Source organism: Daejeonella sp., assembly GCF_037719425.1.
Lineage (GTDB): Bacteria > Bacteroidota > Bacteroidia > Sphingobacteriales > Sphingobacteriaceae > Daejeonella.
This window is the reverse complement of record NZ_JBBJNI010000083.1, coordinates 1-18,055: the sequence shown is the minus strand read 5'-3', so window position 1 is coordinate 18,055 and position 18,055 is coordinate 1. Positions and strand designations below refer to the sequence as shown.

Genomic DNA, 18,055 nt, shown 5'->3' with positions numbered 1-18,055 from the left:
TGCTCCGTTTACTCTCAGCAGGCCGTATTGCTGGCCTCTAAGTATTCCCCTGTTTACATTAAATACTGCAGCATCCACGCATTCTGCTGCGGGATTGGTGTAGATTTCCAGGTTCTGTCTGTGGAAACGCGGATCAGCAACTGCCGGATCAAGCGGAAGGTTTGCATTCACCCATGTGCGGTAAAAATCTGGTGTAATACCAGGACCGTCCGTTCCATTCGCACCGGTATAGGCTGGAATTGGAAACTGGTCGCCGGAGAGGGAAAAATACGCCAAACGGTTGTGCCCGGTCAGGTTAAAGCGCTGATCAACGGCGAAAATCAGTTCTTTGTTCGTGTGGTTATTATCATTAAAGATGGAGAAATAGTCAGCAGCCAGCGCAAATTGGCCCGAACTGATGATCTTATCGCTATACTCGATAACCTTGTCCATATCCTCGGTCTTAAATGTGTATCCAGTGGCATAAACATCCCGGAAAACTGCTGACTGCAGATAAAGACGTGCAAGTAACCCCCACACTCCAGCCTTGGTCAGGCGGCCCGGCCCGGTGGTATTATCAAGTACCGGTTCAATGGCGAGCAGCTCCGATTTGATGTATGCAATTGCTTCCTCCCCGCGCAGGATTTTTGATAAGTCTTTCACGTCTTCCTTAACGAAGATCAATCCGAACAGATCGAGAGTTAGCATAGAATAATAAGCCCTCATACCTCTTGCTTCGGCAAGAAATAGTTTAGCGCTTGGATCCGGATTAGAAGGCAGTGCGTTTATAGCGGTTACTGACCTGGACAATCCAATCAATATATGATCCCAGGTGTTTTTTACATTCACATCCGAGCTGATATTCTCATGTTTGTGAAGTTGTTGATAGATACCGTTATCTCCCCAATCCGTACCGCCCCTGAAGGGCAGGATCGCTTCATCCGTGGAGATCTCCTGCAGTGAAAAGTAATTGGTATGCGTGAAGATGTCCTCGAGCTTGGCGTAAGCGGGCACAGTAATACTTTCCGCTTGCTGCTGACTGGTCAGGCCGCTTGTTGAGGATTCGTCAAGAATTTTTTCCTCCAGCTTAGAGCAGCTGTTCATTACTGTAAGGCTTATAAAAAGCAGAAACAGGCTTAATATTTTCGTTTTCATCTGTTTATTAATTTTGTTTTTTAACGCTGATGACCTGCCTGCCGGTAGGCAGGGCTATAATGATTTGAGTATTTGAACCCTGCGGGACTTGGCAAATCATGATGGTTCATGTTTATAAATTAAAATGAAAGGTTTAGACCAAAGATTACTGATTTTGCCCTTGGATAGCTTAAGAAATCTATTCCGTAAGACGATACTCCGTTGATTGCCCTGTCGGCATTTACCTCTGGATCGTATCCATCATATTTGGTAATGACAAACAGGTTCTGCCCCGTTACTGAAAGGCGCAGGTTTGTAGCCCATGGGATACCCATATTCTTCGTATTGAAGCTATAGCCAAGCGAAGCGTTATTAAGTCGCAGGTATGCTCCATCCTTAAGATAGCGCGTGCTTACCATCGCTGCGTTATTCAGCGATTCTTTTGTATTTGCAACCGACTCTGGTGTCGCATTCACGTTTTTAGCTAGCCTTAATTTAGAGAAGCCCACGTTAGCAGTATAGTCGTATGTTTTGTTACCCGATACGCCATTCATATTTACACCAAGATCAAAGCCTTTAAACGCAACGCTTCCGAAGAGACTGTAGAGCACGTCAGGAACCGCTGTGCCCGCCGAGATCCGGTCCTTATCTGTTATGTTGCCGTCACCGTCCAGGTCACGATATGTGCTAATGCCATTTGCATCAAACCCGGTAAACTCCTTTAAGAAGAACGTTCCGATAGGCTGGCCGTTGAGGTAGCCATTGATAGTGGATGAGGTGATACCTGCACCCGACACGGAGCCGGAAGGAATAATTGAATACGGTGAGTTCTCTACTTTGTTTTTAGTATGAGTGACATTCCCGCCTATGTTATAAGTGAAGTTGCTGCCAGTGGTATGACTGTAATTAAGGGCAAACTCAATACCCCTATTGGTAATATTCATGTCCTTTACATTGGTCCATACGGTAGATGCCGGCTGGACCGGATCAGCTGGGATCACCTGCAGCAGGATGTTATCGGACACCTTGTTAAACACATCCACTGTCCCTGACAAGGCCCCGTTAAATAGTCCGAAGTCAAGCCCTACGTTGGTTTGTTTTGATGTTTCCCATTGTATATCCGGGTTGGCTAGCCTTGAATAGATAGCGCCTGCCGGGTATGTTGATGTACTATTTAAAGGGTACCCAGCTGTTATGCTCGAGCTAAATAATGCCTGAGTGATCTTTGGCGGTATTTCCTGATTACCGGTTATGCCATAACCTGCACGCAGCATAAGATTACTGAAGAATGAATTCTTAAGAAAATTCTCTTCCGAGAGTTTCCATCCGAGGGAGAAAGAAGGGAAATATCCGTACTTGTTGTTTGCCCCAAATTTGGAAGAGCCATCGGTTCTGAAATTAGCCGTTAGCAGGTATTTGCTGTTATACTGGTAAGTGACCCGTCCGAAAAAGGATTGCAGCTCGTTATTAAATGCAAAACCGCCCGGCAGGTTAGTTGCGAGAGTGAGCTCTTGTCCAACAGCCGGGTTATAGATCGGTTCGGCACCCCCAACTACGAATTTATTGACGCTGTAGTTACGGCCCTGTACAAAAATCTTCTGAAATGAATGTCCTCCCAATGCTGATACATTATGCTTTGTATTACCCCAGTTCCAGGTAAGGTAATTTTCAATAAGGGTGTTTTTATTGTTATTGTAAAACGTTTCCAATCTTCCTAAAATTACCGGCACTGTACTCGGCAAAGCTTGCACATCGCGTGTCGCCGTGGAGTTGTCAACACCGAAATTAAGTTTGTAAACCAGACCTTTTAAGATTCTGAGTGATGGTGAAATGTTACCGATCACCCGGTTTATGGTAGTGATCTCCTTATTTAGGTCAAGGTAAAGAAGCGGATTGTTTGTTCCCTGATACGCCGCCAACGCTCCTGTTGAGTTCCGGGTTGGGTATGTTGGGTTATAAACAATCGCATCATTCAGTAAGTTAGTGATAGGCGGGCGTCTGTTTTTTGTATTGGCTACATTAACGTTTACATCCACAATTAACCTGTCTTCCAGGAATTTCTGGGTAGCATTGAACCGCGCTGAGGATCTGTCCCTTTGGTTTTTCTTAATGATCCCCTCCTCTTTTTGTGATCCTAATGAAGCAAAGTAGGACAGCTTGTCCGTACCCCCGCTTAAGTTCAGGTTGTAGTTCTGCGTCAGCCCTTGTCTCGTAATTTCGTCCTGCCAGTCAGTATCTCCTCCTTTATCATCCAGCACCCCGCCTGCTTTTGGAACTTCAGTGCGAAACTGTGCAGCGTTGAACACCGGTAAAGCCCTTGCAATCTTTGAGATTCCGGCACTGCTTGCAAATCCGAGAGTTGATACCCCGGCTTTGCCTCTCTTGGTCGTAACAATAATTACCCCGTTTGCTCCTCTGGAGCCATAAATTGCTGTAGCAGATGCGTCCTTTAACACATCAATAGATTCAATATCCTGTGCGTTTATAAAACTCAGCGGATCGCCTCCGCCTGTGCTTGAATTATCCAATGGCAAGCCGTCGATTACAAATAAGGGTGTGCTGCCTGTTCTTAACCCGCCGGGGCCTCTTACAGTAATACCCGTAGCTGCTCCCGGCTCACCGCTTGTTGCAGTTACGTTCACCCCGGAAACTTTTCCCTGTAGTAATTGCTGGGGAGAATTGATAATACCTTTATTGAAGTCTTCGCTCTTAAGAGATTTTATTGCTCCGGTAACGTCTCGTTTATTCTGAGTTCCATAACCTACTACCACAACCTGTGCTAGTTCTGCCTGAGCAGGCTGAAGTGTAATTTCGATCCTTGATCTGGAGCCTACGGTAATTTCCTGGGTGATATAGCCAACGTACCGAATCACCAGGATCGAATTATTGTTGGGCACCTGCAGGCTGAAGGCCCCGTTGGCGTCGGTGCTGGTAGATGCCCCTCCACCCTTAAGGGCGACACTGGCGCCTATCATAGGTTTTCCATCAAGGCCGTCGAGGATAGTTCCTGTCACCACCTGCTGGATAGCGCTATTGGTTTCTCGGACTGATGATAGCTTGAAACCAGCAAGAGCTGGTGTAAAAGCGCAGTTTCCAGCGACCAGAAGTGCCAGGCCGAGGTGTACATAACGGCCTGAATAGTAAGTTTTTACCATAAGAAAAGTTCTAGTTTTTAGTGAAATTACTTTTAGGTGAAGAGAAACAATTAATTGCAAGTCTTATCAAAACGTTGATTATCTTATTGTTAAATTATAGGCATACTCGGACAGCTTCCCCTTGTTAAAGGTGAATCTCATTATATAATTCCTGAATTAAAATTTAAGAGATGCAGGCAGGTATTTGGCAACCAGTTCCTCGTAATAAGGTCTCAGTTTTGTCCAGTCAGGTGGTTCGGGATTTTTAGAATAAAGATCGTACGGATTGAATAATTTCACCCATTTCAACATACTTCTGTCGTGGTCATCTAAAAGGTACTCGTATTCCCCTTCCCGGTGCCAGGCATAGAATGAATGATAGCGGAGCATATATAAACCTTCTTCAGGAAGGTGATCTTTGAGCATTTGATATACATACTCATCATGTCCCCATGACATATTTACATTACGCAATCCACAGCCTTTTTTATATACTCCGTATTGGGTTTGATATTCAGGAATAGAATAGTCAGTATTATATTTAAAAAACTCAGGATAAACGATTTTATCGGAATAAGCACAGCCTACAGGGAAAGTGTCACCAACTACGGCCCATTGCGGTTCTCCGAACAGGCAAAGTGTCTTTCCCATATCATGCATCAAACCAACAAGGACCATCCAGTCCGGATGCCCATCGCGTCTGATTGCTTCGGATGTTTGCAGCAAGTGCTGGAATTGGTCCAGGTCAGTATCAGGGTCTGAGTCATCAACCAGTTGGTTCAGGAACTGGAATGCCTCCCAAACAGGCATTTCCTTTTTATTGAAGCTTAGAAAATTGTTGCGCTTTTCCTGTACAAAGTCATAGGTCTGGTGGGTATGGTTCAACCTGTAGAACTCCTTTACAGTATCCCTGGCAGGGTCATCGTAGTTACGGTATTCTTCCGTTGCCTTCGCTGTGGCGATGGTATCGGGTTCAGGATATCTTTCAAGGACATCATCTTCCCAGACATCCAGGCTTGATAAAGGATTTAATTCTTTTTCTGTGAAACTTTTCTGGTCCTTACCCATAGCGAACATTTTTAATCTTATAAAGAATTGCTAACCTAAATTTTGTAATTTTTATGCGATACTATTGTATATTACTCTGACTTTATTTGCGAAACCGTTTTCGCCAATATAGGGTGTTGAGTGTGTATAATGTCCTAGCTGCATCATTAACACAGAATACGGGCGGTTTATTTATGAAGAATATCAATATTAAGGATCTTGCGCGGGAGCTGAATTTGTCTGTCTCAACAATCTCAAAAGCGTTTCACGACAGCCACGAAATCAGTGAGGACACCAAGAACAGGGTGCTCGAGACTGCCCGGCGGCTGAATTATGTTCCCAATCCTTATGCAAGTAGCTTACGGGGTCGGCGAAGCAAGAATATCGGCGTTGTAATTCCGGAAGTAGCTGACAGCTTCTTTTCGCTTGCGATAAATGGCATTGAATCGGTAGCCAAGGAAAAAGGCTATCATGTGTTGATATGCTTGACGCACGAGAGCTTTGAAAACGAAAAGAACATTCTTAAGGAATTTCAGGGCGGACGTGTTGACGGGGTAATCATGTCTGTGTCAACAGAGACATCGGAAAGCGGTCATATTCTGGATCTCATGGCTAATGGCCTGCCCCTGGTTTTCTTCGACAGGGTTTGTGAAGAAATAGAAACAGCGAAGATAACAACCGATGATTTCGAAAGCGGCTACAAGGCTACCGAGCACCTGATACAGCAGGGCTGTGATAAGATTGGCTTTCTTGGGATTTCAAAGTGCCTGTCGATAAGTAACAGGCGGTTTGAAGGTTATCAAAAGGCCCTGAATGATCACGTTGTCGCATATGATACAAAACACACCGTCAGTTGCACGAATGATGCGGCTCATAACGCTGCCCTGATAAAGGAATTATTGCAAAGGAAAGATCACCCGAATGGTATCGTGGCTACTGTTGAAAAACTGACGACGCCGGTTTACCTGGCTTGTGCAGAGCTTGGCCTCAGCATTCCCGGTGATCTTAAGTTTATTTGCTTCTCAAACCTTGAAACTGCTTCTATTCTCAACCCATCGCTTAGCACCATAACCCAGCCAGCCTTTGAGATGGGACAAATGGCTGCAACCCTTCTATTTAAATCTCTCGAAAAAACCAGCTTTAGCTTAAGTATGGAAAGCCAGGTAATCCCCTCCAGCTTTATAAAAAGGAACTCAACGGATTAAAAGCTTCTTCTTCATCAAGGCAATATGACAATTTTGTATCTTTCGTGATCAATATTCACTTGCTATGACCATCATAAAAGTACAATGGACCGCATTATTCTTCTTCATTTGCAGTGTGGCATTTGCCCAGCCCCAACACTACACCACAGCGAACGCTCATTCCCACAACGATTATTTGAACGCTGCGCCTTTTTACAAAGCATTTAAAAACGGTTTCGCGTCTGTCGAGGCAGATATATATCCTGTGAATGGAAAGCTATTAGTCGCCCATAGCAAAAAAGAGATCATCGCCGAAAACGCCTTAAAGAAACTCTACATTGATCCGCTGGCTCGCGAGCTTGCTTCAGATCCCGGTAGAAAAATGAAGCTGCTGGTTGATATAAAGGATAACTACAAACTAAGTTTAGAGCTTCTGTTAAAGGAACTGGCATCGCTAAAGCCATTTTTATCGTCGCCGGAAACTATCAAACAGCTAACTATCCTGATCACCGGCACAAGGCCCGCTTCATCGGATTATAAAGACTACCCCCCATACATGCTTTTTGACGATGATCTTAAGCTTTCTCACACCCCTGAGCAATGGGAAAGAGTCGGACAAGTCAGCCTCTCATTCACACGCTACTCGGCCTGGAAAGGTAAAGGCAAACCCCTTAAGGTCGATATAAAAAAACTGAAACACACGGTTGACAGCGTTCATAAAGCCGGCAAGACCATACGTTTCTGGGCTGCCCCGGACAATGTGACTTCCTGGAAAATTCAGAAAAAATTAGGTGTGGATTTGATCGGAACTGATAAGATTGACGAGCTGGGGGCTTTTTTAAGGAAGTTTTAAGTCGTAAATTATAGGTTATAAGCCACTAAACGCTGAAAGCTATCCGGTCAGACTTACAACTTACCACTTATAACTTACAACGTACAACTCACTAAACGTTCCCCCACCCATTAGCCAGCACATCCGCCAAATGCATCGTCTTAATTTTAAGCCCGTGTTCATCGATATACGCCTGAAGATTGATCAGGCAGGAAGCGTCCGTTGAGATAATAAAATCGGCCTCCATTTCCAGAGCGTTATTAACTTTCTGTTCTGCCATGGCGCTTGATATACCGTCGAATTTTACAGCAAATGTTCCTCCGAATCCGCAGCATACATCAGTATCTTTCATCTCGACAAGGTCAAGGCCGTGCACTTTACTCAGGAGTTGCCTGGGCTCAGCTTTGATCTTGCATTCTCTGAGCGCGGCACACGAGTCATGATAAACCGCCCGGCCTTCTAACTCTGCACCGAAATAATCTTTGCCGGCAACGTTAATCAGAAAGTCGGAAAGCTCATGAATATTACCTTGTATATTCCTGCACTTGTTGTGAACTACTGTATTGGTAAACAGATCATTATAATAATTCTTCACCATGCCAGTACATGACGCAGAGGGAGATACTATATAGTTTGTTTCAGAAAAATCATTCAGGAATTTGCCCCCAACAACCTTAGCTTCTTCCCAATAGCCGGCATTGAAAGCAGGCTGGCCGCAGCACGTTTGTTCAGGATTGTAGGAAACTTCGTAACCCGCTTTTTCAAGTAGTTTGACAGTATTGAAGGCTGTTTGAGGATATAACTGGTCTATAAAGCATGGGATAAATAGTTCAACTGTCATAGAGGAGTAGCAAGTATAAAGTAGCAAGTATCAAGTATCAAGTATCTAGTATCGTCAATCTGCTAATGCGTCTTTGCTTTAAAAGGCAAGCTCATAAAATTACCCCCCATGAGTCTTGATTCCTTATACTCGATACTTGATACTATTAAAGCGCTAAATTCAGAAAAAAAAACTAGCTCTCAGTCATAGGGGGCTGATTTTCTGGTTTTAAATATAGTAGTGAAAGCAGGATGACCAGGCCAATGATAAAGAACCCGGCAAGGCTTATAGCCGAATTGCGCATACTACCGGTGAATTCTTCGATATAAGCAAAACTAAATAGGCCGATAACGATAGCGATTTTCTCCGTGACATCGTAGAAGCTAAAGAAAGATGCCGTATCGGGAGTATTGGCAGGGATGAATTTAGAATACGTTGAACGGGAAATAGATTGTATCCCTCCCATTACCAGGCCGACAACCGCAGCAATGATATAGAACTGGAATTCATTCTGAACAAAATAAGCCGCGCAGCAAACTCCTATCCAAATCGTTAGCACAAATATAATAACGCGGATGTTTCCAATCTTTTTAGCAAAATAGGACATGATCAGAGCGCCTAAAATAGCGACGATCTGAATGACAAGGATAATGGCAATCAGTTTAGATGTTCCCAGCTTAAGGACCTTTTCTCCAAAACCTGCTGCTACCAGCATGATGGTTTGAACACCCATCGAGTAGAAAAAGAAAGCTAAAAGGAATCTCTTCAACTGGGTCATCATTTTGACTTGTTTCCACACTTTCAACAACTCTTCAAAACCATTACTGACCTTGCTTTTGGCGATCTTAGCATGGTTCATGCTGCCCGCTGGCAGTTTCTTAAAAGGGATCTGTGCAAAAGATATCCACCAGATACCTACCAGTAGAAACGACAGCCTTGCCGGCAGAGAGCCATCTGTTATCCCGAAAAGGTCTGGCTTCAAGACAAATACAAAACATATGATCTGCAATATCACACTACCCACGTACCCATAGGCAAATCCTTTTGCGCTGACCCTATCCTGTTGGTCTACGCTGGCTATTTCAGGGAGGTATGAGTTGTTAAACATCACTCCCCCTATATATCCCATCGCAGCAAGCACAAAACATATAATTCCCAGTTCGAGGGTTTCCAGTTTAAAAAAGAATAGCCCTGCGCATGCAATGCTACCTATGTAAGTGAATACTTTCATGAAAACTTTTTTGTTACCACGAAAATCGGCTATGGAAGAAAGTACCGGCAGCGATAACGCCATGATCAGGTACGCAACACTCAGTGCATAATTAGATAAGGCTGTATTGGTAAATGTCCGGCCAAAAAACGAAACCTGATCCCCATGTTCCGGTGTAGTAGTGATTATCGTGTAATACGCCGGGAAAATTGTAGAGGTAATAACAAGATTATATGCTGAGTTTGCCCAGTCGAACATTGCCCAGGCCTTAATCGTCGCTTTGTTATTTTGCATTTACAGGTAATTAGTTTCGGAGCTGAATATAAGAAAATGCTCTTAATCTTAAACGCAAAGACCGCAAAGGATTTGCGCAAAAGATGATATAGGGTATTTTAACTGAAGAACCTCTTTACAGTAACTAAATAAACCTGCCTACCGGCCAGGCAGGCACGGAGAGCACTGAGATCCCACAGAGGGCACTGAGTTTACAGTTAGCTCAGTGCGCTTTGTACTTTTCCTTAGTGTTCTTCGTGGTTAATTTGAAGAAGTTTTATACAGCAAAATGAAGATAATTAATCAACCTTCTTTAAACTCGAAGCCCCTGATTCATCATTTTTTATCTTCGTCGGATTTCCGCGGTACTGTACATCGCTGGAGCCGCTCGAGCTGATGTCTAATTCATTAAGCACATTAATACGGGAATCACTTGATCCCGAGCTTTCAATCCGGTATCTGCCAACTACGAAATCAAGAGCATCCACTGAACTCGATCCGCTTAAATCTAATTCATGAGAACCCGCCTGGCCTTTAAGGAATATCTCTGAAGCGCCGCTTGACGATGTTTTTACATTTGCAGCATTAATATCCAGATCAACCTTGCTTGAACCACTAAGTTCGAGTTCAAAATCGTTGACGTTTAGTTTTCCATCACCTAAAATTTCAACGGCGCCCGAAGCATCAATGCCTTCGTAATCTTTCGATGTAACATAAACAGTTATCGGGCCAGCATCACAAAAACTTCCCTCAAGATCGATAATCAGCCTGTTTCCTCTGACATAGGTTTCAATTTCCTTTAAGATATTATCATCGGCCGTGATCTTCAAACTATTAGCAGGTCCCTGTTTTAGAATTACCTTGATCGATCCGCTCGTTTCCACGCGGGTGAACGAACCCACTTCCCTCGTTTCCGATATTTGATTCCCGGAACCGTTAATGCAGTTAAATCCGTTGCATGAGCTGAAGAATGCCCCTAGTGAAAGGGCTCCGGCTATAATTTTAGTAGAGGTGTTCATATTCTATTTTTTTTACTTAGACGCAAAAATTTAAACGTGGTTACACAAGATAATAATTATACTACGAAACATAATAATACTCCCCATTCGCTTTTATCGTCCCCGCATCAAGAAGCTCCCTGATCACACCCAGCTTCTCCTTGTCATTACCTGACTTGACAGAATTCATCAGATTATCCAGAAGCAGTGAATTATTACTCAGAACATTTAGTACATCTTTTATGATCTCATCAGTTATCGATTCCTTCTTACTTATACGTCTCTTTTCAATGCAGACATCGCATATTCCACACTCGGCGGCATGGGTTTCATTGAAATGAGCCAGTAACTGCTGGCTCCGGCATTTAGGGATTTCAGCATATGCAATGACCGATTTGATCTGCTCTTTGTTGATCTCATACCTGTCAGCAAGATACCGGGCATTGATCTGGAGATGCTGATCATCAAGCCGCTGCTTAAGAAAGGTGATGTGAGGCTTATCGGTTTGTTCTATATAGCTGGCAACTTCCATCGCGTGAAGCTTTCGGAGGATCTGGACAACTTCTCCTTTGCTTATTCCAAGCCTTTTTGCCAGGTCGCTCTCCTTAATACCAACAAATTGATCGAATAATCCGCCGTAAGAGCGTAATAAGATCTTAATAAACGAATCAAAAGCCGGCTGCTCAACCTGGAACCTGTAAATTTCCTCCTGCCCTAACAATATTTGGACCCTTGACGGCAAGAAAACAGTCTCGCTCAACGCGATGTATTCGTTGTGTTCCAGGAACTTTAAGGCATTTAACGTTTTTATAGCGTCCAGCTTAAAGCGGTTGCAAAAATCAGCGATATCAATTTCCAACGTTAAGCCCTCTCCTGCTCCATAGGCAAGCTGAAAGTAGTTTCCCAGGTGATGATATACCAGCTTGATCTCATGAACTGAGGGATAACTTTGTTCGAGCTTCTTGATCAGCCTGGTCTTATCAGAATCATTATAAAGCAAAACTGTATATGCTTTCTTCTCGTCCCTGCCGGCGCGGCCAGCTTCCTGATAGTAAGCTTCCAGGCTCTCCGGCAGGTCAAGATGAACAACAAAGCGGACATCGCCTTTATCTATACCCATCCCAAAGGCATTAGTGGCCACCATCACTCGCGTCTGCGAGGTTTTCCACAACATCTGTTTTTTGCTTCGTGCAGCGCTATCTAAGCCCGCGTGATAAAATTCAGCTGAAACGCCTTCCATATTAAGCAGGCGCGCAATTTCCTGCGTTTCCCTCCTGTTTCTGACATATACTATCCCTGTTCCCTTGACGTTTTTGGCAATGGAAAAGAGCTTGCGCATCTTATTCTCCTCGTTATAGACCAAATAACCAAGGTTTTTCCTCTCAAATGATTTGCGGAAAACATTGCCATTCTTGAATTTAAGCTTCTCCTGTATGTCCAAAGCCACTCCCTCGGTTGCAGTTGCCGTTAGCGCCAGTACCGGAACTTTAGGATGGAGCTGGCGCAGCTCGGATATATGCAGATAAGGTGGACGGAAGTCATATCCCCACTGCGAGATGCAATGGGCTTCATCGATGGCAATTAGGTTGACATTCATGTGCCTGATCCTTTCTTTCACAAGATCTGACAGCAGCCTTTCGGGCGAAAGATAAAGGAACTTTATATCGCCATAAATACAATTGTCCAGGGCGATATCAACCTCCCTTTTACCCATTCCTGAAATTATAGCAATCGCGCTAATGCCTTTTTCTTTGAGATTTTCAACCTGATCTTTCATCAGAGCTATCAACGGCGATACTACAATGCAGATACCCGGATTAAGTAAGGCTGGAACCTGGAAGCAGGCAGACTTGCCTCCACCAGTGGGCATTAACGCTAAAGTATCATGCCCATCCAGTACAGATTGAATAATCTCTTCCTGCAAAGGGCGAAATCTTGCAAAACTCCAGTATTTATGCAGGATCTGATGTATGGTCATGGTGTAAATTAGCAAATTTGAGAATTAGTAAATTTGCGAATTTACTCATTTACTCATTTGCTAATTTGTTATTTTGCGATCCAATTTAAGAGATACATGAAGAAACACCTATTTATAGCTTTAACTTTCATACTAAGCCATACACTTTTTGCCCAGCAAAACCCGAAATGGAATGTTGAAAAACCAGCCGGACCTACGAAATCATTTTCTTTTCAGACTAATGAAGGCACCTGGATGAACCTGGACCTCAGCCCTGATGGTAGAGAGATCGTTTTTGACATGCTGGGAGATATTTACAAGATGCCGGTTACTGGCGGCAAGGCAACTTTACTCGCCGGCGGTTTAGCTTCCGAAGTTCAGCCCAGGTTCAGTCCAAATGGAAAGTTCGTCTCTTATACAAGCGATAAAGAAGGCGGTGATAATATCTGGGTGATGAATGCCGATGGCTCAGGAAAACGTACAGTTACTAAAGAAACCTTCCGACTGTTGAACAACGCTGTATGGACACCGGATAATCAATATTTGATAGCGAGAAAGCATTTTACGAGCGGCAGGTCTCTGGGTGCTGGTGAGATGTGGATGTATCATATTGCTGGCGGCGGCGACGGGGTTCAGCTAACCAAACGAAAGAATGATCAGCAGGATGCCGGTGAGCCTGAAATATCTCCTGACGGGAAATACGTGTATTTTTCTGAAGATGTAAGCCCGGGCCCAACATTCCAATATAACAAGGATCCTAACGGTGAAATTTATAACATCAGAAGGTTAAACAGAGAAACTGGTGAGCTTGAAACCGTAGCAGGTGGCAATGGAGGAGCAATACGGCCTCAGATATCGCCCGATGGGAAGATTCTTGCATTCGTGAAGCGGGTGCACCTCAAATCAGTGCTATATCTCCAGGATCTGGAAACGGGTGAAGAATGGCCTATATACGAGGATATGTCGCACGATCAGCAGGAAGCCTGGGCTATCTTCGGGCTTTATCCTAATTTTTCATGGACTCCGGACAGTAAAAACATCATTTTTTATGCTCACGGCAAGATCAAAAATCTTGAAGTTTTAAGTCAGTATGTTTCTGATATCCCGTTTGAAGTCAATGCAACACATTCGATAACAGAAGCTCTTCATTTTGAGCAAAAAGTATATCGCGATGAGTTTGATGTAAAAATGATCCGGCAGCTAAGCACCTCTCCCGATGGGAAAATGGTTGCTTTCAATGCAGCGGGATACATTTACACTAAAGTTCTGCCTAACGGTGCTCCAGTCAGGATCAGCGCAGGAACTGATTTTGAGTTTGAGCCTGAGTTTAGCCCGGATGGCAGATCGATCGTTTACGTGAGTTGGAGTGACGAGCAAAGAGGGTCCATCTATAAAAAAGACCTTCAATCTCAGGTAGTAACTAAACTAACCCCCGACAAGGGGTACTACTATAGTCCTAAGTTTTCGAACCGGGGCGATAAGATTGTTTTTAGAAAAGGTGTTGGGAATGAGGTTCTGGGCTATGCTTTCGGTAAAAATCCCGGAATGTATATCATGCCTTCTGAAGGTGGCAAACCAAAACTGGTACTAAACAACGGTATCCGCCCTATTTTCAGTTCTGACGATACCCGGATCTGGTTTCAAAGCAATGAAGCCGGCAAAAAGGCCCTTAAAAGTGTTGACTTGAATGGAAGCGGTGTGCGGACCCATTTCACCTCTCAATATGCCAATATATTCACTCCAAGCCCGGATGGTAAATGGATTGCGTTTTCAGAGCTGTTCAATGTGTATATCACCCCTCTTGCGAATACAGGTAGTGCAGTAGACCTTTCGGCAAATAATAAAGCTATTCCACTAACAAAGGTGACTAAAGATGCGGGAACATACATTCACTGGAGCAAAGATTCGCAAAAGCTGAACTGGACCTTAGGCCCGAGGTATTTTTCAAGAGAAATTAAAAATCTGTTTCCTTTCTTAGTAGCTGCAAACGATAAGGCAGCTAAAGTGGATACTGCAGGAATTGATATCGCACTAAAACTAAAATCTGATCTTCCCGATGGCATTATTGCCATAACAGGCGCCCGGATTATAACGATGAAAGGCGATGACGTTATTGAGAATGGAACATTGGTCATTGAAAAAAATAAGATTGTTGCTATAGGTGCCAATGTTGCAATTCCTGCTGATGCTAAGTTGATCAACGCCAGCGGAAAAACCATTATGCCCGGCATCGTTGACGTTCACGGTCATTTACGGGCAAGTGGCGATGGTGTTTCCCCGCAGCAAGACTGGAGTTATTACGCCAACCTGGCCTATGGTGTGACCACTTCCCACGATCCTTCAGCAAATACTGAGATGGTTTTTAGTCAGTCGGAAATTTTGAAATCCGGCAGAATGGTCGGCCCAAGGGTTTATTCAACCGGAACCATAATATACGGTGCTGATGGCGATTTTAAAACTGTAATAAATAGCCTTGATGATGCGAGATCGGCTCTGAGAAGAATGAAAGCTGTGGGAGCGTTTTCAGTAAAATCTTACAATCAGCCGAGGCGTGATCAAAGACAGCAGATCATTCAGGCGGCAAGGGAATTGCAAATGGAAGTTGTGCCGGAAGGTGGCTCAACATTTTTTCATAACCTGACTCAAGTCGCAGATGGCCATACAAGTGTTGAACACAACATCCCTACCGTTCCTGTATACAAGGATGTAAAAACCTTTTGGAACAAAAGCAGCACATCCTACACTCCTACCTTAATAGTGAGTTTTGGTTCCCAATCCGGAGAGAACTTCTGGTATGACCGTACAAACGTCTGGGAGAACGAACGCCTCCTTAGTTATACGCCAAGAAATATTATTGACTCCCGTTCCAGAAGAAGGTCAACTTCAGAATTCGCAGATTACGGACATATTGATGTCTCCAGGGTGGCAAAGCAGCTTGCTGATGGCGGAACAAAGATAAACCTTGGTGCACACGGACAGATCCAGGGCATTGGCGCTCATTGGGAACTATGGATGTTAGCTCAGGGCGGAATGAGCCCCCTGCAAGCTATCAGAAGTGCAACCATAAACGGAGCCGAGCATCTTGGTATGGGTAAGGAGATCGGATCTCTGGAAACAGGAAAGCTTGCCGATCTTATCATCCTGGATGCTAATCCTCTTGAGGATATCAGAAACACCGAAAAGATCCGCTATGTGATTATCAATGGACGGGTTTATGACGCTGAAACCATGAATGAAACAATAAGCCGTGAGAAACCAAGAGGCTTATTCTGGTGGAAAGTGAGCCGTGCTGAAGGGTTTACTATTCCGCAGGGCATTGTAGAAACTTATACATTCACGCATCCGGAGTGCGATTAAAAAGAATCGAGTATCAGGAATCAAGTATCAAGAAGGGTTTGGGGAAATTTTAAAATCTATTTAGACTCTGGCGAAGGCCAGAATCTCACTTAGTCACCCTCGTCGCCATGTCATTCTGGCGAATGCCAGAACCCACAAGCAAATTCTCTCCATGTTTTATGTATCTCACTGGAGTAGACTTTGAGTTAGGATCCAATGTCCTGGTTCTTGGTTCCTGTGTCAAGCCGGGCAGTTTATCGTTTAAAAGTAAGCCCAAGTTTATCCCCCGCATATAAGTAAAGCATACCAGCTTTAACTTCGTAACGGCTGGTCTTTTGAAGCTGGGTGATGATCTGATTCTCCTCATCCATTATGCCCTCACAATACATTTTTGTCGAACCGATCCCAGTAAATTTGATCTTTTGGCCTATCATCTCATAATCCGAAAAGAATGAGTTGCAGGCTGCCTTTCCACTGATTTTATTTTCCTTTTCATCGAACCTTAGAAAAGCCCTGTCTCCATAATTAACAGGCCGTTGTTCAATAGCGCTCAGCTTCCAATTGGATTCACCAAGTTTAGGGAGATCAGCAGCGGGTTGTATGGCATTACACGCTGCCAGACTAACCAGGCATAGAAGTAAATATAGTTTCATGATATTGAGTTTATACCAGACTCTACAAATGTTGAGCCATAATATATCCACTCGACCAGGCCCACTGAAAGTTATATCCTCCTAACCAGCCAGTTACATCAACACATTCGCCGCCGAAGAATAAACCCGGGACTTTCTTTGACTCTAAAGTTTTAGAAGACAACTCATCGGTGTCAACCCCGCCCCTCATAACTTCAGCTTTATCATAGCCTTTGTCACCAGCTGGTTTGACTTCAAAAAAGTGGATCATTTTTTCTATCTCACTTAAGTCATCTTTAGTTAATGATGCCAGGTTTTTCGTGACTGGCAGAAACTTGGAAAGCGCATCTGCAAATCTCTTTGTGTAGATCTCTGACATTAATCCCGCCAAGGTTTTACGGCCATTTATAACCCTGCCCGCTTCGATAAGGTCTTTTATATTGCCATTTGGAAGAAGATCGATGTGAATCGACTCGCCCGGCCGCCAGTAAGAAGATATCTGTAAGATCGCAGGACCGCTAATTCCCCAGTGGGTGAATAAGATGTTCTCTTCAAAACTGATTCGCTCATTTGAAACCCTGCAAAAGATAGAATTTCCAGAAAGCTGTGCATACCATTCACCATCTTTTCCGGTTATGGTAAGAGGAACCAAAGCTGGAGCGGTCTGAGTTACCCTTAAGCCGAATTGCTTTGCGAGCTTTAATCCAAAGTCTGTTGCGCCCATTTTCGGGATAGGCAAACCCCCTGATGTGACCACAACCTTAGTGCAAGAAAGGGTTTTCAGCCTGGAGTTTTTTTCATAGGAAATAACAAATCCGCCCGATTCGCTAAGCGATACGCCTTTAACTTCCGCTCCGCAAATTATCTCCTGTCCCATTTCTGAGCAAAGGTCTTCGAATATCCTGACGATGTCTTTTGCATTATTGCTCTTTGGGAACAATTGGCCAAGAGTCTTTTCATGCCCCGTGATCCCATAGGTTTCAAAGAAGTTTATTGTATCCTGAACAGTGAATTGAGAAAAAGCAGATTTGCAGAAATGCGGGTTTTGGGAAATAAAATTCGTCTCAGTGGCATACAGATTCGCATAATTACACCTGCCGCCGCCTGATATCAGGATCTTTGCGCCTACTTTATCGTTCTTTTCAAGTATCAGTACCTTTTTACCCAGGTATCCAGCCTGAACTGCGCACATCAGACCGCAAGCACCCCCGCCAATTATAACAGCATCGAAGTCCTGGTTATTTTTCATTTAATACACATTAGGCCTTACTGGTTCGAAACTTAACCGCAAAGATCGCAAAGTAAAGCGCGAAGTGCAAGTCATGAACAAATGTGCATACAACTATAGCACTTCTCCAGCATGGTACTGTGCATTAGTCGATTTAAATCTAAAACGCATACTTCGTAAGCGAGGTTAAACACTGAGAACACCAAGTGAACACAGAGTACACGAAGGCTGACTCTGTTGACTTGTCCTGACATAGGTTGACAAAAAACAAGGTCAACGATGAATAGAAAT

General features: G+C 43.9%; 11 protein-coding genes and 1 pseudogene. 3 read left to right on the top strand and 9 right to left on the bottom strand.

All coding sequences use genetic code 11. From position 1 onward, the window contains the following. The 3 genes and pseudogenes from WKF69_RS11875 to WKF69_RS11865 all read right to left on the bottom strand — a co-directional run. Positions 1–1,134, bottom strand: a pseudogene (locus tag WKF69_RS11875) (hypothetical protein); the annotation flags it as partial. Positions 1,135–1,253: 119 nt separating this feature from the next. After that, positions 1,254–4,268, bottom strand: a complete 3,015-nt coding sequence (locus WKF69_RS11870; protein WP_340382145.1) for a TonB-dependent receptor — start codon at positions 4,266–4,268, stop codon at positions 1,254–1,256. Between the two features lie 156 nt (positions 4,269–4,424). Beyond that, entirely contained in the window at positions 4,425–5,315 is an 891-nt protein-coding gene (locus WKF69_RS11865; protein ID WP_340382144.1) for an inositol oxygenase family protein, read from the bottom strand. A 173-nt stretch (positions 5,316–5,488) separates the two neighbouring features. Between WKF69_RS11865 and WKF69_RS11860 the strand changes: the two genes are divergently transcribed. Further along, positions 5,489–6,499 carry a LacI family DNA-binding transcriptional regulator gene (locus WKF69_RS11860; RefSeq protein WP_340382143.1) on the top strand — a complete coding sequence of 337 codons (1,011 nt, stop codon included), beginning with the start codon at positions 5,489–5,491 and terminating at the stop codon, positions 6,497–6,499. A gap of 64 nt (positions 6,500–6,563) precedes the next feature. After that, positions 6,564–7,331, top strand: a complete 768-nt coding sequence (locus tag WKF69_RS11855; protein ID WP_340382142.1) for a hypothetical protein — start codon at positions 6,564–6,566, stop codon at positions 7,329–7,331. Positions 7,332–7,422: 91 nt separating this feature from the next. Here WKF69_RS11855 and WKF69_RS11850 read toward each other — a convergent pair whose 3' ends face one another. The 4 genes from WKF69_RS11850 to WKF69_RS11835 form a co-directional block, all read right to left on the bottom strand. Next, complete coding sequence (locus WKF69_RS11850) at positions 7,423–8,151, bottom strand: (Fe-S)-binding protein (protein ID WP_340382141.1); 729 nt, start codon at positions 8,149–8,151, stop codon at positions 7,423–7,425. Between the two features lie 172 nt (positions 8,152–8,323). Continuing rightward, positions 8,324–9,634 (bottom strand): MFS transporter, encoded by a 1,311-nt coding sequence (locus WKF69_RS11845; protein ID WP_340382140.1) that lies wholly within the window; start codon positions 9,632–9,634, stop codon positions 8,324–8,326. Between the two features lie 278 nt (positions 9,635–9,912). Further along, positions 9,913–10,632 carry a head GIN domain-containing protein gene (locus WKF69_RS11840; protein ID WP_340382139.1) on the bottom strand — a complete coding sequence of 240 codons (720 nt, stop codon included), beginning with the start codon at positions 10,630–10,632 and terminating at the stop codon, positions 9,913–9,915. Between the two features lie 61 nt (positions 10,633–10,693). Then, the gene (locus WKF69_RS11835; RefSeq protein ID WP_340382138.1) at positions 10,694–12,589 is read right to left on the bottom strand and encodes an ATP-dependent DNA helicase RecQ; all 1,896 of its coding nucleotides are present in this window, start codon (positions 12,587–12,589) and stop codon (positions 10,694–10,696) included. Between the two features lie 96 nt (positions 12,590–12,685). Between WKF69_RS11835 and WKF69_RS11830 the strand changes: the two genes are divergently transcribed. Further along, positions 12,686–15,925 carry an amidohydrolase family protein gene (locus WKF69_RS11830; RefSeq protein WP_340382137.1) on the top strand — a complete coding sequence of 1,080 codons (3,240 nt, stop codon included), beginning with the start codon at positions 12,686–12,688 and terminating at the stop codon, positions 15,923–15,925. A gap of 233 nt (positions 15,926–16,158) precedes the next feature. Here the strand turns inward: WKF69_RS11830 and WKF69_RS11825 are convergent, their stop codons facing one another. Beyond that, a complete protein-coding gene (locus WKF69_RS11825) occupies positions 16,159–16,557 on the bottom strand; it encodes an META domain-containing protein (protein ID WP_340382136.1) in 399 nt (132 codons plus the stop codon). A gap of 22 nt (positions 16,558–16,579) precedes the next feature. Beyond that, positions 16,580–17,785: an NAD(P)/FAD-dependent oxidoreductase gene (locus WKF69_RS11820; protein WP_340382135.1), complete on the bottom strand. Its 1,206-nt coding sequence runs from the start codon at positions 17,783–17,785 to the stop codon at positions 16,580–16,582. Positions 17,786–18,055: the final 270 nt, after the last annotated feature.

What these genes read in the sequence shown, in the direction of transcription:
- WKF69_RS11870 (WP_340382145.1), bottom strand. Translation starts at nt 4,268, where the DNA reads ATGGTAAAAACTTACTATTCAGGCCGTTATGTACACCTCGGCCTGGCA.
- WKF69_RS11865 (WP_340382144.1), bottom strand. Translation starts at nt 5,315, where the DNA reads ATGGGTAAGGACCAGAAAAGTTTCACAGAAAAAGAATTAAATCCTTTA.
- WKF69_RS11860 (WP_340382143.1), top strand. Translation starts at nt 5,489, where the DNA reads ATGAAGAATATCAATATTAAGGATCTTGCGCGGGAGCTGAATTTGTCT.
- WKF69_RS11855 (WP_340382142.1), top strand. Translation starts at nt 6,564, where the DNA reads ATGACCATCATAAAAGTACAATGGACCGCATTATTCTTCTTCATTTGC.
- WKF69_RS11850 (WP_340382141.1), bottom strand. Translation starts at nt 8,151, where the DNA reads ATGACAGTTGAACTATTTATCCCATGCTTTATAGACCAGTTATATCCT.
- WKF69_RS11845 (WP_340382140.1), bottom strand. Translation starts at nt 9,634, where the DNA reads ATGCAAAATAACAAAGCGACGATTAAGGCCTGGGCAATGTTCGACTGG.
- WKF69_RS11840 (WP_340382139.1), bottom strand. Translation starts at nt 10,632, where the DNA reads ATGAACACCTCTACTAAAATTATAGCCGGAGCCCTTTCACTAGGGGCA.
- WKF69_RS11835 (WP_340382138.1), bottom strand. Translation starts at nt 12,589, where the DNA reads ATGACCATACATCAGATCCTGCATAAATACTGGAGTTTTGCAAGATTT.
- WKF69_RS11830 (WP_340382137.1), top strand. Translation starts at nt 12,686, where the DNA reads ATGAAGAAACACCTATTTATAGCTTTAACTTTCATACTAAGCCATACA.
- WKF69_RS11825 (WP_340382136.1), bottom strand. Translation starts at nt 16,557, where the DNA reads ATGAAACTATATTTACTTCTATGCCTGGTTAGTCTGGCAGCGTGTAAT.
- WKF69_RS11820 (WP_340382135.1), bottom strand. Translation starts at nt 17,785, where the DNA reads ATGAAAAATAACCAGGACTTCGATGCTGTTATAATTGGCGGGGGTGCT.